The organism is Cupriavidus sp. 05L310, from assembly GCF_056398185.1.
This window is the reverse complement of the sequence record NZ_JBFTOX010000007.1, coordinates 160,443-174,682: the sequence shown is the minus strand read 5'-3', so window position 1 is coordinate 174,682 and position 14,240 is coordinate 160,443. Positions and strand designations below refer to the sequence as shown.

Below are 14,240 nucleotides of genomic sequence, written 5' to 3'. Positions count from 1 at the left end.
TCGCGCCCGCCACGGGCAAGCGCGCGCTCGAAAGGCAAGGCCAGCGTGTGCCATGGCCTTGCGTCGGGGGTTGCGGTACTAGCGTACCAGCGGGTCGCGAAATCCGGTGTCGACGGTTTCGACGGTGTCGGGCGGAGCCCGCCGGGCAGCTTCCGCGCTGCCCTTCTGCCAGGTTTGATAAACCCAGTAGCCGGCACCTGCCAGGATGCCGAACTTGGAGGCCTTCCACGTCCAGCGCAGCACCGGCGTCTTGCGCAGCAACGGCAGTGCCAGGGACACGGCCGAGCTGAGCAGCGGATATTCCTTGGCCAGGCCCAGCAGCTTGAGCCAGGAAGCAGGCCGGGTCATGCGCGGCAGCCAGGTGCTGAAACGGCCGAACCGGGTTGCGCTGCCCCGTACATGGTGAAGCGCCTGGGCGCAGTCGTAGCGTTCCAGCGCGGCGCGCGTGATCAGAAGTTCCTTGCGGATGGCGAGCGGCAAGCGCACCTCGCGCGAGAAACGCACCGGGCGCTGATGTTCCCGGTGCGGGGTGCCGGCCACGTTCTCCGTGGGCTGGTCTGGCTTGTTCGGGTGGCTCATCGGCGCAGGATCTCCCGGTCTTTGTCGATCTCGGCCAGCGTGGCTTCGAACAGGGGCGGGGCATTGCGCGCCAGGTGACGGGCGAATGCGAGGCAGGCTGCGCAGGCGGTCAGGTAACACGCAACCAGCACGCAGAGGGCTTGCCAGCGGTAAGTGTCCCAGAACAGGATGGCGATCAGCACGGTCAGCGTCACCAGGGCCAGGCCGAAGAACACCAGGCCGAAACAGGCCAGCAAGGCCATCTTAATCAGCCGCGCGCGTTCTTCCGCGAGTTCTACGCTGGCAAGTTCGAGGCGCGTCTGCACCATCGCCACCAATGATCCTGCCAGGCTGCGCAGGGCATCCATAAATTTGGGGGAGGAGGTGGGGTCGCTCATGCAATTCCGGCGAAGGCGTGCAGCGGCAATGCGCTGCACCAGCTACAGACGGGAAGCCCCGCCAGCGGTGTCGGACCACTGGCGGGGCGTTGCCCTGCACCGCCTCGCGACCTACGGAGGACTGGGTGCGGGGCATTCGGGTTCATACGCGAGGCTTGTGGCCTTGCGAATTACTTGCGGTTCAGCAGCAGGCCGATCAGCAGGCCAACACCGGCAGCCACGCCGACGGCGCGCCACGGGTGGTCGTGTACATAGTCATCGGTGGCGCGTGCGGCCGCCTTGCTCTTGGTGACTACGGCGTCCTGCAGGTCCTGGGCCTTTTCCTTGGCTTGCTTCAGCAGGCCCATGCCGCGCTCGCGCAGTTCGGCAGCTTTCTCGCCGGTGGTCGAGGCCGCTTGCTTAAGCAGTTCTTCGGCATCGGACAAAACGGTCTTGACATCGCTCATCAGTTTCTCCTGTTTGCGGGCGGTGGTTTCGGATTGTGACATTTTGCCTTCCTCGCACGTTCTCGGGCAGCTTCTCACCCTCTTTACTAGCATATGCGGGGAACCGCCGTGGTTTCAACACCACGAGTCCGACACCGTGTGTGGGACATTGACGCAGACAAAGGTCCTAAGACAAAAAGGTGATTTTGTAGTGACTTTATATTCGTTTGGGTTGGATCGCAATCTCACTACACTGGTTCAACCCGAATTTGCCCCCTTTGAGGACACCCTTATGACACTACGTCTTGGCGACATCGCACCGGATTTCGAGCAGGATTCCAGTGAAGGCCCGATTCGCTTTCATCCATGGCTTGGCGACAGCTGGGGCGTTCTGTTTTCGCACCCGGCCGACTTCACGCCGGTCTGCACGACCGAGCTGGGTTTGACGGCGAAGCTAAAGGACGATTTTGCCAAGCGCAATGTCAGGGCGATCGCGCTGTCGGTCGATCCGGTCGAGTCCCATCGCGAGTGGATCAAGGACATCGACGAGACCCAGGGTACCACGGTCAATTTCCCCATCCTCGCCGATGGCGACCGCAAGGTTTCCCAGCTCTACGACATGATCCACCCCAATGCGAACGAGACCCTGACGGTACGTTCGCTGTTCGTGATCGATCCGAAGAAGAAGGTGCGCCTGATCATCACCTACCCCGCCAGCACAGGGCGCAATTTCAACGAGATCCTGCGCGTGATCGATTCGCTGCAGCTCACCGACAGCCATAGCGTTGCCACGCCGGGTAACTGGCAGGACGGCGACGACGTGGTGATTGTGCCCTCGCTGAAGGACGAGGAGGTGATAAAGCAGAAATTTCCGAAGGGTTACAAGGCCGTGCGGCCTTACCTGCGGCTGACGCCGCAACCCAACAAGTAAGCGGCTGGCCGGGGCGCACCGCGCCCCGCCGGCCGACCCGTGTTGTACAACGATGGGCTCGCCCGTCGTCTCTCCTTGGTAGTGTGCTTGGCCCGGCTTCGCAGCCGGGCCTTTTTAATTTTCTGCGGGAGAACGGGCGGCCCGGCTTCCGGGCCCGGGAATTTAGAAGAAGGCCTGGATGCCGGTCTGGGCGCGGCCCAGGATCAGTGCGTGGATGTCATGGGTGCCTTCGTAAGTGTTGACCACTTCGAGGTTGACCACGTGACGGATCACGCCGAACTCGTCCGAGATGCCGTTGCCGCCGAGCATGTCGCGCGCGACGCGGGCGATGTCCAGCGATTTGCCGCAGGAGTTGCGCTTCATGATCGAGGTGATTTCCACCGCGGCGGTGCCTTCGTCCTTCATGCGGCCCAGGCGCAGGCAGCCTTGCAGGCCCAGCGTGATCTCGGTCTGCATGTCGGCCAGCTTCTTCTGGATCAACTGGTTGGCCGCCAGGGGACGGCCGAACTGCTTGCGGTCCAGCGTGTACTGTCGCGCGGTGTGCCAGCAGAATTCGGCGGCGCCCAGGGCGCCCCAGGCGATGCCGTAGCGGGCCGAGTTCAGGCAGGTGAAGGGGCCCTTCAGGCCGGATACGCCCGGCATCAGGTTCTCTTCCGGCACGAACACCTGGTCCATGACGATTTCACCGGTGATCGAGGTGCGCAGGCCGACCTTGCCGTGGATGGCCGGAGCCGACAGGCCCTTCCAGCCCTTTTCCAGGATAAAGCCGCGGATGGCTTCCTTGCCGTCGTCGCCGACCAGCTTGCCCCACACCACGAACACATCGGCGATCGGCGAGTTGGTGATCCACATCTTGGCGCCGGAGAGTTCATAGCCGCCCGCCACCTTCTTGGCGCGCGTGACCATGGAGCCCGGGTCGGAGCCGTGGTTGGGTTCGGTCAGGCCGAAACAGCCGATCCACTCGCCGGTGGCCAGCTTGGGCAGGTATTTCTGCTTTTGCGCCTCGCTGCCGAACTCGTGGATCGGCACCATCACCAGCGACGATTGCACGCTCATCATCGAACGGTAGCCCGAATCCACCCGCTCCACTTCGCGCGCGATCAGGCCGTAGGCCACGTAGTTCAGGCCGGGGCCGCCGTATTCCTCGGGAATGGTGGGGCCGAGCAGGCCAAGTTCGCCCATCTCGCGGAAGATCTCGATGTCGGTCTTCTCGTTGCGGAACGATTGCAGTACGCGCGGTGCGAGCTTGTCCTGGCAATAGGCCAGTGCGGCATCGCGCACCATGCGCTCGTCGGCGCTCAGCTGGTCGTCCAGCAAGAGGGGGTCGGCCCAGTGGAATTCGGCGTTGGCAGCCATATTACGTCTCCTTCGATAGTGCAGGTCGGTGCAGGTCGGGATGGGCAGCCGCGCGGGCCGGCCCTGAATTCATGAATTATCGGCGCATTCCGCGCTCTGCCGAGGACTCTTTGAGTTCCGCATTGCGGAACCTTGTTCCGATGATGTAGTATATCGCAATGCGCGGTCCGTGCAATAGGCGCGCGCCTTCATCCCACCCGCGGAGACTTCCTTTGGCCACCGAATCGCAAGCCACGCCCGCAGCAGATGTCGTCAGCGCCACACCGCGCGAAAGCGATCCCAATTTCGTCACCGCGCTGGCGCGCGGCCTTGAGTTGCTGCGTTGTTTCCGCACCGGCGAATCGATGCTCGGCAACCAGGATTTCGTGCGCCGCACCGGCTTCCCCAAGGCAACCGTGAGCCGGCTGGCCGGCACGCTGGTGCAACTGGGCTACCTGCGCTACGACGATAGCCTGGGCAAGTACGCGCTCGACGCCGGCGTGCTGGCGCTGGGATATTCTTACCTCTCCGCTTCCAACGTAGTCACGCTGGCGCGCCCGCACATGCTGGCGTTTGCCCAGGCTTACGGGGTATCCGTCTCGCTGGGCAAGCGGGAGCGGCTGGAGGTGATCTATCTTGAATCGATCCGGAACGATGCGGGTGTGATGCTCGGGCTGGGGGTAGGGTCGCGCCTGTCGCTGGTGTCGAGCTCGATGGGGCGCGCCTACCTGGCGGCCTTGCCGGCGGCCAAGCGCGAGCGGGTGCTGGCGGAGTTTGCCCAGGCCTATCCGGAGCAGTGGAAAACGCAGGAGGCGGCGATGCGTGCCACGGTGGCGGAGGCCGCGACCCTGGGTTACGCGGCGTCATTCCGCGACTGGCATCCTGCCATCCACGCGTGCGCGGTGGCGTTCCGGCCAGTGGGGGAGAAGGAGTTGCACATGCTCAGTTGCAGCGCGTCCTATGGCTCGGTCGAGGAGGCGGTATTCCACGACAAGCTGGCGCCGGCCTTGCGCGCGCTGGCGGCGCGGCTGTCGGACCCGGCGCTCTGAGCGCTCGGGGGCGGCGGTACCGGCCTGGCCGGCACCGCCTTGCGGTCGCGCCTACAGATCCGTGCGCAGCTTCCACAATTCGGGGAACAGCACCACGTCGAGCATCTTGCGCAGGTAGCTGACGCCCTCTGTGCCGCCGGTGCCGCGCTTGAAGCCGATCACGCGCTCCACGGTCGTGACATGGCGGAAGCGCCACTGCCGGAAGGCGTCTTCCAGGTCGACGAACTTCTCGCCCAGTTCATACAGTTCCCAGTGCGCCTCCGGCTGGCGATAGACTTCCAGCCACGCGGCTTCCACCGAGGCGTTTTCGCCGGCCGGCAGGGTCCAGTCGCGCTCGATGCAGGTCGCATCGATGGCAAAGCCGCGCCGTGCCATCAGGCGGATCGCCTCGTCATACAGCGATGGCGTGCGCAGTGCTTCCTCCACCAGGGCCAGGTGTTCGGGCTGGTGTGCATGCGGGCGCAGCATGGCGGCGTTCTTGTTGCCGAGGATGAATTCGATTTCGCGGTACTGGAAGGACTGGAAGCCGGACGACATCCCGAGGTAGGGACGCATCGCCGAGTATTCCGGCGGCGTCATGGTGGCCAGCACATTCCACGCCTGCACCAGTTGCTCCATGATGCGCGACACCCGCGTGAGCATCTTGAAGGCTGGCGGCAACTGGTCCTGGCGCACGCATTCGCGCGCGGCGCGCAACTCGTGCAGCGCCAGCTTCATCCATAGCTCGCTGGTCTGGTGCTGCACGATAAACAGCATCTCGTTGTGCTCGGGCGAGAGCGGATGCTGGGCGTTGAGAATCTTGTCCAGCGCCAGGTAATCGCCGTAGCTCATCTCCTTGGCGAAATCCATCTGGGCGTCGTGCCAGTTGGCGTCGTCGCCGGCGGTCTCTTTTGCACCCAGGCCCGTACCCGACATCGGGCATCCTTTGTTGCTATTCATGTTGCGTGCTCCTGCTCAGGTCACTTGGCCACGGGTCTGGTGACGCTCGGCCTTGTAGCTGCCGCTGTCCAGCACGTCGCGCATGATCTCGACCGCATCCCACACTTCCGTGAAGCTGGTGTACAGCGGGGTGAAGCCGAAGCGCGCGACACGCGGCTCGCGGTAGTCGCCGATGACGCCGCGTTCGATCAGGGCTTGCACCAGCCCGAAGCCGTCCGGATGGGCAAAGCTGACATGGCTGCCGCGGCGCGTGTGAGCGCGGGGGGTGACCAGTTCGAGCGGGTGATGGCCGCAGCGTGCCTCCACCAGCGCGATAAAGAGATCGGTCAGCTGCAGCGACTTGGCGCGCAGCGACTGCATGTCGGTCTGGGCAAAGATATCCAGGCCGCATTCGACCATGGCCAGCGAGGTGATGGGCTGGGTGCCGCACAGGAAGCGGGCCACGCCCTCGCGGGGGCGATAGCCGGGTTCCATCGCGAACGGCGCGGCATGGCCCCACCAGCCGGACAGCGGTTGCCAGAAGGCGTCGCGCAGTGCCGGCGCGACCCACAGGAAGGCGGGTGAGCCCGGGCCGCCATTCAGATATTTGTAGGTGCAGCCAACCGCATAATCGGCCTTGGACGCGTTCAGCGCCACCGGCACCGCGCCGGCTGAATGGGCCAGGTCCCACACGGTGAGCACGCCGCGGGCGTGCGCCATCTCAGTGAGGCCTGCCATATCCAGCATTTCGCCCGTCTTGTAGTTGACGTGGGTCAGCATCAGCACGGCGGTGTCGGCGTCGACCGCCGCATCGATTTCCTCGGGGGCGTTCACCAGGCGCAGCGAGTAACCCTGCTGAAGCAGGTCGGCCAGCCCTTGGGCGATGTAGAGGTCGGTGGGGAAATTGCTTGCCTCCGAGACGATGACCTTGCGCTTCGGGTCGCGCGTCTGCTGCACGCGCAGCGCGGCCGCCAGCACCTTGAACAGGTTGATCGACGTGGTATCTGTGACGACGATTTCATCCTCGCCGGCGCCCACCAGCGGTGCCAGCATATTGCCCAGGCGTTGCGGCAGCTCGAACCAGCCGGCGGTGTTCCAGCTGCGGATCAGGCCCGTGCCCCACTCCTCGCTTACCACTTCGGCGGCACGTGCCGCGGCGCTGCGCGGGCGGGCGCCCAGCGAGTTGCCGTCGAGGTAGATCACGCCGTCCGGCAGTGCGAACTGTTCGCGCAGGCTGCGCAGCGGGTCCTGCTGGTCAAGGGCGAGGCATTGCTCGCGGGTCATTGCAGTCATGGGTGAGAGGTTTCCTGGAGGGGGCGGTTCGGTGGGTTCAGGTCAGGCTGCGCAGCACGGCGCGTACCGGGCTCGCATCGAGTCCGGCAAAGCGCAGGGGCAGCGCGATCAGTTCGTAGTCGGCTTCCGGCACCGCGTCGAGCACCAGTCCTTCAAGGATGGCGAGACGATGGCGGCGCACCATGTTGTGCGCGTCCATGGTCTTGGATTCCTGCGGGTCCAGCGAAGGCGTATCGATGCCGACCAGCGTGACGCCATGCGCGGCCAGCAGCGCGATGGTCTCTGGCGCCACCGCGCAGAAGCCGGGATCCCACTGCGCCAGCGGAGCTTGCCGGTAAGTGCGCAGCAGCACACGCGGCGGCACGCCCGCGAGGGCATGCCCGATATGGTGCGGTTCGACCAGCGGGCTGGCGCCGATGCAATGGATCACCCGGCAAAGACCGAGATAGGGCGCCAGGTCCACTTCACCGATGGGCGCGCCGTCCGCGGCGTAGTGCAGCGGTGCGTCGGCATGCGCGCCGGTGTGCGGCGACAGCGTGATGCGCCCGACATTGACCGGGCAGTGCGCGTCCATCTGCCAGGCGGCTTGCTGCTGGAAAGGCGTGTCTCCGGGCCACACAGGCGTGTCGGGCGAGAGCGGCGGGCTGATGTCCCACAGCTGGCGCTGGATGTCGGGGGCGGGGCGGTTTGTCATTGGGTGGCTGATGCCGGGGGCCGGCGTTCCGGTGCTCTACGTGGAGCGGATGACGGCATGATAGTCAATATTCCGGGCAAGAGGCTTGCTTATTGACCGGGTTGGCGGTGCATATTTCGCATAGAATTTCATGAATGAATAAAGCCATGGAAGAATCTGCGAAATGAACCTCGATCCCATCGATTTGCGCATCCTGACCTGCCTGCAGGAGAACGGGCGCATCAGCAACCAGGACCTGGCCGACCGCGTGGCGCTGTCACCCTCAGCCTGCTTGCGGCGGGTCCGGCTGCTGGAGGAGAGCGGGGTGATCGGCGGCTACCGTGCCTGGTTCGATGCCGAAATGCTCGGCCTGGAGCTGGAAGCGATCGTGCAGGTGTCCATGCGCCCCGAAACGGAGGGATGGCACGACACGTTCAACGCGGCGGTGCAGGCCTGGCCCGAAGTGGTGTCGGCCTACATCATCACCGGCGACAGCAATTACATCCTGAAGGTGCAGGCGCGCAATCTCAAGCATTACTCGGATTTCATCGTCAACCGGCTCTATCGCACGCCCGGCGTGATGGATATCCGTTCGAACATCGTGCTGCAGAGGATCAAGACCGACGGGTCGCCGCTGGCGGTGATCAAGGGCGATCCGTCGTCCTGAGCCGCCGCCCTGGCGCCAATCAGCGCGGCGTGCGCAGCGCGATCAGCCGGCGCAGGGTGTCCTTGAGCTGATCGCCTTGCTGCGGGCCGAAGTCGTCCAGCACCTGCTGCTCGTGCGCGGCGGCTTGCTCGAGCAGTGCGCGGGCGCGGGCGCGGCCGCGCGGGGTGATCGAGACCAGCGCATGCCGGCGGTCGTCCGCGCCGTTGCGGCGCGCGACAAGGCCGCTGGCGGCCATGCGGTCGATCAGCTTGGTCAGGGTGGGTTGCTTGGTCAGCGTGATGTCGGCCAGGGTGCCGATGGTGCAATCCGGCCGGTCGGCCAGCGTGGCGAGCACGCGCCATTCGGGCACGGAGAAGCCCGCCGCTTCCACCTGCCGGTGGAATTCTCCGGACACAAGGTAGCTGGCCCGCGCCAGCAGATAAGGCAGGTAGCCGTCGACAAAAGCGGGCTTGGGCGAATCCGTCATGGCTGCGATGGCCTTGTGCGCCTGCGTTTCAGTCCGTCAGCGGGCGGGTGGTGGCAAAGCGGCCGTCGTGGAACACCAGCGGGTTGCCCGCGTTGTCGTGCACGCCGCAACGTTCCACCTCGCCCACGAAGATGACGTGGTCGCCCTCGTCGTAGCGGCTGCGGTTGTGGCATTCGAACCAGGCCAGCGCATTGGCCAGGATCGGCAGGCCGGTCTCGGAGAGGCGGTAGTCGACACCGGCGAAGCGGTCGCCCTTGAGCGTGGCGAAGCGCTGGCACAGATCAAGTTGCGATGCCGACAGCACATTGATGATGTAGTGCGAACCGTCGCGGAACATCGGCAGGCTGTTGGCGCGCGTGGCCATGCTCCACAGTACCAGCGGCGGATCGAGCGAGACCGAGTTGAACGAACTGGCGGTGATGCCCACGAACGGCGCACTCGGCGGCGAGCCAGGGCCCGCGCGGGTGGTGATGACCGTCACGCCGGTGGCGAACTGGGACAGCGCGCGCCGGAAGTGCAGCGTATCGAAATCGGGAGAGGCGGCCTTGCCGGAGGCCTCAGGCATGCCCATCGTGCGGGCTCCACTGGGATCCATGAAATTTCATATATTATTTGCGCCAGCGACAAGAATCACAAGCACAAGCTAATGCGCCCGGCGGCGGCATCGGTGGGCAGACCCACCAAGACTGCCGCCGGGACCATGCCAAGACCACGGCAGGATCGCACCAGGAGGAGACAAATGCTCATCGAGCAAATCGAGCACCGCTGGCTGGCGGCTTTTCGGCGCACCCTTGAACTGTGCGCCCTGACCGCCCAGGAAGTGGTTGGGATTGTAACGGAGTCCCAATCCCGACGCGTCAATGTGGAGTTGGCTGAACTGGCCGTGCAATCGCTCGGCGCCACGCCGGTGCGCCTCCGGGTACCGTCCCCGGCGCTTCAGGCGCCAGCGCCGGTGCGTTCCACCGGGGCCAGCGATGCCCTGCAGCAGTTGGCACCCGTGGTAGCCGCCTTGCAGCGCTGCCACCTGGTGATCGATTGCACCGTGGAGGGCCTGCTCCATGCGCCCGAACTGCCCCTGATCCTGAAAGGCGCCGACGGCATCATGCCGCGCCTGTTGATGGTCAGCAACGAACACCCCGAAATCCTGGAGCGCTGCCTGCCCGATCCCGCGCTGGAGGGCAGCGTGCGCGCCGCGATGAAGCGGCTGCGCGGCGCGCGCGAGATGCGCGTGCACTCGGCGGCAGGCACCGAGTTGCGCGTCGGCCTGGCAAGCGCGCGCGTGGGCGGTGTCTGGGGCTACTGCAACAAGCCGGGCCAGGTCGCGCACTGGCCGGGCGGCCTTTGCCTGGCATTCCCCGCCGGCGGGCAGGTCAACGGCACCCTGGTGCTGGCGCCAGGCGATGTCAACCTGACCTTCAAGACCTACCTGCGCGACACCATCGTCTGCCATATCGAGGATGACTACATGGTCGGCATCGAAGGGCAGGGCATGGACGCCGACATGATGCGCGGCTACTACGCAGCCTGGGCTGACCGCGAAGGCACGCGCGATGCCTATGCGGTCTCGCATGTGGGCTGGGGCCTGAACCCGCAGGCCCGCTGGGATGCCATGACCTTCTATGACAAGCGCGACTGCAACGGGACAGAGTTGCGCGCCTTCGCCGGCAACTTCCTCTATTCCACCGGCGCCAACGAGGTGGCCGGCCGCCATACGCTGGGCCACTTCGACCTGCCGCTGCGCAACTGCACGATCACGCTCGACGGCGCGGGCGAGGTCGACGAGGGCCGGCTTGCCGGTCCAAGCCCATCCACCAAGGCGGATGCCTGAGCATGAACGCAAACACGAATCTCCAGATTCTCCCCAATGGCGTTGCCGTGGTCGCACAGGGCACAGGGCCGGTAGCCGTCTTGATGCTGCATGGCATCGGCGGCGGCAAGGCAGCGTGGCCGGCACAACTCGATGCGCTGTCGCAGGCGGGTTATCGCGCGGTAGCGTGGGACATGCCAGGCTATGGCGATAGCGCCCTGATCGCGCCTTACGATTTTGCCGGGCTGGCGCAAGCCTTGCAGCCGGTACTCCAGGCCGAGCGCGATGCCGGCAGGCGCGTCGTGCTGCTGGGCCACAGCATGGGCGGCATGGTGGCGCAGGAAGCTTACGCAGCCATGCCCGGCCTGATCGACGGCATGGTGCTGTCCGGTACCTCGCCCGCGTTCGGCAAGGCCGACGGGCAGTGGCAGCGCGATTTCGTTGCAGCGCGCACGGCACCGCTCGATGCCGGCAAGACGATGGCGCAGATGGCGGCCGGACTGGTGCGCGCCATGGTCGCGCCGGATGCCGATGCGCAAGCGGTGGCGTTCGCGGCCAGCGTGATGGCAGCGGTGCCGCCAGACACCTATCGCGCCGCGCTGCAGGCGCTGGTGCGTTTCGACCGGCGCGAAATGCTCGCGCGCATCGGCGTGCCGGTGCTGGCGCTGGCGGGCGAGCACGATGCCAATGCGGCACCGGCCGTGATGGAGCGCATGGCGCAGAAGATCGCCGGCGCCGAGTACCTATGCCTGCCGGGCGTGGGGCACCTGGCCTGCATGGAGCGGCCGGTGGATTTCAATGCCGCCGTGCTGGGCTTCCTCGGCCGGCATTTCCCCGCGCGCTGAATACGGCGCCGCCAGTCAGCGAGCACAGAAAAATACCAACGAGGCATCGCCGCGTGCAAGCGGCGCCCCGGGAGACAACAGACATGCCACTGGACTTCATCCCTGCCGTCGGCAGCGCCGATTTCACCGAAACGCAGGCGCGCCTGCTGACACTGGCCAACCGGCTGGGCCGCGAACGCTTTGCCCCGCGCGCGGCGCAGTGGGACCGCGAGGCCAGCTTCCCCTTTGCCAACTACGACGACCTGCGCGAAGCCGGGCTGCTGGCCTTGTGCGTGCCGCGCGAGTTCGGCGGCGAGGGCGCGGACTTTGCCACCTATTGCATGGTGGGCGCAGAGATCGGCCGCTTCTGCGGCGCCACCGCGCTGACCTACAACATGCATATCTGCTCCACCATGTGGACCGGCATGTTGGCCGACGGCATCGCCATGACGCCTGAGCAGCGTGCCGAACATGAGGCGCGGCGGGAACTGCATTTCGCCCGCGTGGTCAGGGACGGCGCGATCTATGCCCAGCCCTTCTCCGAAGGCTCGGCGGCTGCCGCCGGGCGCGCGCCGTTCGGCACCAGCGCGCGCAAGGTGGAAGGCGGCTGGGTGCTCAACGGCCGCAAGATCTTCGCCTCGCTGTCGGGCGCGGCCGACTACTACGGCATCCTCTGCACGGAGGAGTGCGCGGACCATTCGCCCGATATGCGCGACACGCTCTATATCGCGGTGCCGGGCAATGCCGAAGGCCTTACCGTGACCGGCGAGTGGGACCCGATGGGCATGCGCGGCACGGTGTCGCGCACGCTGCTGCTCAAGGATGTGTTCGTCGCCGACCAGGAGCAGCTGATGCCGCGCGGCGTCTACTACAAGGCTGCGCAGACCTGGCCGGCGATGTTCTTCACGCTCTCGCCCACCTATCTCGGCGTGGCGCAGGCCGCCTACGATTTCACCGTGCAGTACCTGCGCGGCGAAGTGCCGGGCCAGCCGCCGGTGAAGCGCCGCATGTATCCCACCAAGCAGATCGCGGTGGCGCAGATGCGTATCCAGCTAGAGAGCATGCGCTCGATCTTCTGGCGCGTGATTCACGAAGCCTGCGCCAGTCCGTCCAAGGATGCGCGCATGCGCCTGTACGCCGCCCACTACACGGTGATGGAAGGCGCCAACGATATCGCCCGGCTGGCGATCCGCACCTGCGGCGGCCAGTCCATGCTTAAGGACCTGCCGCTGGAGCGCCTCTATCGCGATTCGCGCTGCGGCGCGCTGATGCTGCCCTGGACCGCGGAGTTGATCATGGACCGCATGGGCCGCGAGGCGCTCTACGAAGCGGGTGAGCGCGACGAATGAGCGAGCGTGCCGACCGGCTCTTCGCCGGCACCCCGGATCCGGGCGCCTTGCTGCGCGCGCTGCATGCGCACGTGAGCGTCGCACCGCAGCGTCCGGCGCTGCATAGCCAGGGCCGCACCATCAGCTATGGCAGGCTGTGGCGGCGCGTGGAGCGCGCATGCGCCCACCTGGCCGGCACCTGGGGCGTGCGGCCGGGCGATCGTGTGGCCACGCTGTGCCTGAACCACGATCTGCAACTCGCGCTGCTGTTCGCGTGCGCCAGGCTCGGGGCCATCTTCGTGCCGCTGAATTTTCGCCTGGCAGTGCCGGAGTTGAGCGCTATCGCCGCGCATGCGGGCATTCGCATGCTGTTCCACGACGCTCCGCACGCGCAGACCGCGGCGGAGGTGGCGGCAGCTGCCATGCACGCGCCCATCGACAGCCTGATCGACCGGCCGGCAGCGCTGGACACGCGGCTGCCGCAGCCATCGCAGCCGCCCGGGCAGGCACCGCTGCTGCTGGTCTACACCTCCGGCTCCACGGGCCAGCCCAAGGGCGCGCTGCATACGCAGGCTGGCCTGCTGGCCAACGCCCGCGCGAGCTGGTGGGCGCACGGCATGACGCAGGACGACCATATCTTGTCGGCGCTGCCGCTGTTCCATGTTGGCGGCCTTTGCATCCAGACCTTGCCGGCGCTGCTGGCCGGGGCGCAGGTGACGCTGCACCAGCGCTTCGCGCCGGGTGCCTGGCTCGCTGCACTGGCGCAGACGCGAGCCACGTTGGCGCTGATGGTGCCGGCCACGCTGCGCGCGGTGCTCGAGCATCCCGGCTGGCCGCGGGCGGATCTATCCTCGCTGCGCGGCGTGATGGCGGGCTCTTCGCCCATTCCCCGCGCGTACATCGATGCCTTTCACGCGCGCGGCGTTCCGCTGGGGCAGGTCTACGGCGCTACTGAAACGGGACCGGTATCGGTCGTCCTGCGCCTGGACCAGGCCATGGCGCGGCCGGGCTACGCAGGCTGGCCGCAGCCGGAGGTGCGGGTGCGGCTGGCCGGCGCGGATGGCACCGAGGTGGCCGATGGCGAAGTCGGCGAACTCTGGCTGGCCGGCGCCAACCTGATGCAGGGCTACTGGCGGCAGCCGGACCATCCGGACTTCCATGACGGCTGGTTCCACTCCGGCGATCTAGCCCATCGAAATGCCGACGGCTGTATCGAAGTGGTCGGGCGCAGCAAGGACATGATCATCTCCGGCGGCGAGAACATCTATCCGGCCGAGATCGAGAATGTGCTGCTGGGCCTGCCCGGCGTGCAGGACTGCGCGGTGGTTGGCCTGCCCGATCCGCGCTGGGGCGAAGTGCCGGTCGCGGTCGTGGTGCCGGCCGCGGGGGCGGACCGCGCCGCGCTGGCGCAAGAGGCGCTGCGCGAAACGCTGGCCTTGTCCATTGCGCGCTTCAAGCTGCCGCGGCGGGTGGTGCTGCTCGACAGCCTGCCCAAGAGCGCGCTAGGCAAGGTACTCAAGCCGCAATTGCGGGCCATGCTGGCCATGCCGTCTGGCTGACGCGCGCCA

16 protein-coding genes are annotated in these 14,240 nt (G+C 66.4%); 7 read left to right on the top strand and 9 right to left on the bottom strand.

What is annotated here, in order from left to right; genetic code table 11:
* Positions 1-78 precede the first annotated feature (78 nt).
* The 3 genes from AC1DS6_RS06840 to AC1DS6_RS06830 all read right to left on the bottom strand — a co-directional run bounded on the left by AC1DS6_RS06840 (position 79) and on the right by AC1DS6_RS06830 (position 1,444).
* Positions 79-579 (bottom strand): DUF3318 domain-containing protein, encoded by a 501-nt coding sequence (locus AC1DS6_RS06840; protein ID WP_441624816.1) that lies wholly within the window; start codon positions 577-579, stop codon positions 79-81.
* Positions 576-956 carry a phage holin family protein gene (locus tag AC1DS6_RS06835; protein ID WP_441624814.1) on the bottom strand — a complete coding sequence of 127 codons (381 nt, stop codon included), beginning with the start codon at positions 954-956 and terminating at the stop codon, positions 576-578. The genes AC1DS6_RS06840 and AC1DS6_RS06835 overlap by 4 nt, the downstream gene beginning before the upstream one ends.
* Positions 957-1,126: 170 nt before the next feature.
* Positions 1,127-1,444: an ElaB/YgaM/YqjD family protein gene (locus AC1DS6_RS06830; RefSeq protein ID WP_324291756.1), complete on the bottom strand. Its 318-nt coding sequence runs from the start codon at positions 1,442-1,444 to the stop codon at positions 1,127-1,129.
* A gap of 229 nt (positions 1,445-1,673) precedes the next feature.
* Here AC1DS6_RS06830 and AC1DS6_RS06825 point away from each other — a divergent pair, with 229 nt between their 5' ends.
* Positions 1,674-2,312, top strand: coding sequence for a peroxiredoxin (locus tag AC1DS6_RS06825; protein ID WP_441624812.1), 639 nt, complete (start codon positions 1,674-1,676; stop codon positions 2,310-2,312).
* 162 nt (positions 2,313-2,474) lie between these two features.
* On the opposite strand, the gene AC1DS6_RS06820 is transcribed toward AC1DS6_RS06825, so the two are convergent.
* On the bottom strand, positions 2,475-3,668 hold the full coding sequence (locus AC1DS6_RS06820) for an acyl-CoA dehydrogenase (RefSeq protein ID WP_035863960.1): 1,194 nt from the start codon (positions 3,666-3,668) through the stop codon (positions 2,475-2,477).
* A 212-nt stretch (positions 3,669-3,880) separates the two neighbouring features.
* Between AC1DS6_RS06820 and AC1DS6_RS06815 the strand changes: the two genes are divergently transcribed.
* Positions 3,881-4,696, top strand: a complete 816-nt coding sequence (locus AC1DS6_RS06815) for an IclR family transcriptional regulator (protein ID WP_441624809.1) — start codon at positions 3,881-3,883, stop codon at positions 4,694-4,696.
* A gap of 51 nt (positions 4,697-4,747) precedes the next feature.
* Here AC1DS6_RS06815 and kynA read toward each other — a convergent pair whose 3' ends face one another.
* From kynA to kynB, 3 genes are read right to left on the bottom strand one after another with little or no spacing between them, the layout of a single operon-like run.
* Positions 4,748-5,611: a tryptophan 2,3-dioxygenase gene (kynA, locus tag AC1DS6_RS06810; protein WP_441625010.1), complete on the bottom strand. Its 864-nt coding sequence runs from the start codon at positions 5,609-5,611 to the stop codon at positions 4,748-4,750.
* 39 nt (positions 5,612-5,650) lie between these two features.
* Positions 5,651-6,907, bottom strand: coding sequence for a kynureninase (gene kynU, locus AC1DS6_RS06805; RefSeq protein ID WP_441624807.1), 1,257 nt, complete (start codon positions 6,905-6,907; stop codon positions 5,651-5,653).
* A gap of 37 nt (positions 6,908-6,944) precedes the next feature.
* A complete protein-coding gene (gene kynB, locus AC1DS6_RS06800; RefSeq protein WP_477102312.1) occupies positions 6,945-7,601 on the bottom strand; it encodes an arylformamidase in 657 nt (218 codons plus the stop codon).
* Between the two features lie 163 nt (positions 7,602-7,764).
* On the opposite strand from kynB, the gene AC1DS6_RS06795 reads away from it, so the two are divergent.
* The gene (locus AC1DS6_RS06795) at positions 7,765-8,247 is read left to right on the top strand and encodes an Lrp/AsnC family transcriptional regulator (protein ID WP_035863970.1); all 483 of its coding nucleotides are present in this window, start codon (positions 7,765-7,767) and stop codon (positions 8,245-8,247) included.
* 19 nt (positions 8,248-8,266) lie between these two features.
* Here the strand turns inward: AC1DS6_RS06795 and AC1DS6_RS06790 are convergent, their stop codons facing one another.
* Both AC1DS6_RS06790 and AC1DS6_RS06785 read right to left on the bottom strand, forming a co-directional pair.
* The gene (locus tag AC1DS6_RS06790; RefSeq protein WP_441624803.1) at positions 8,267-8,713 is read right to left on the bottom strand and encodes a MarR family winged helix-turn-helix transcriptional regulator; all 447 of its coding nucleotides are present in this window, start codon (positions 8,711-8,713) and stop codon (positions 8,267-8,269) included.
* A gap of 28 nt (positions 8,714-8,741) precedes the next feature.
* Positions 8,742-9,284: a flavin reductase family protein gene (locus tag AC1DS6_RS06785; protein ID WP_441625008.1), complete on the bottom strand. Its 543-nt coding sequence runs from the start codon at positions 9,282-9,284 to the stop codon at positions 8,742-8,744.
* A gap of 168 nt (positions 9,285-9,452) precedes the next feature.
* Here AC1DS6_RS06785 and AC1DS6_RS06780 point away from each other — a divergent pair, with 168 nt between their 5' ends.
* From AC1DS6_RS06780 to AC1DS6_RS06765, 4 genes are all read left to right on the top strand, one after another.
* Positions 9,453-10,541 carry a 2,5-dihydroxypyridine 5,6-dioxygenase NicX family protein gene (locus AC1DS6_RS06780; protein WP_441624801.1) on the top strand — a complete coding sequence of 363 codons (1,089 nt, stop codon included), beginning with the start codon at positions 9,453-9,455 and terminating at the stop codon, positions 10,539-10,541.
* Positions 10,542-10,543: 2 nt separating this feature from the next.
* Entirely contained in the window at positions 10,544-11,365 is an 822-nt protein-coding gene (locus AC1DS6_RS06775; RefSeq protein ID WP_441624799.1) for an alpha/beta fold hydrolase, read from the top strand.
* 83 nt (positions 11,366-11,448) lie between these two features.
* On the top strand, positions 11,449-12,693 hold the full coding sequence (locus AC1DS6_RS06770; RefSeq protein ID WP_441624797.1) for an acyl-CoA dehydrogenase family protein: 1,245 nt from the start codon (positions 11,449-11,451) through the stop codon (positions 12,691-12,693).
* Positions 12,690-14,231: a class I adenylate-forming enzyme family protein gene (locus tag AC1DS6_RS06765; protein WP_477102311.1), complete on the top strand. Its 1,542-nt coding sequence runs from the start codon at positions 12,690-12,692 to the stop codon at positions 14,229-14,231. Before AC1DS6_RS06770 ends, AC1DS6_RS06765 begins: the two co-directional genes overlap by 4 nt.
* Positions 14,232-14,240 lie beyond the last annotated feature (9 nt).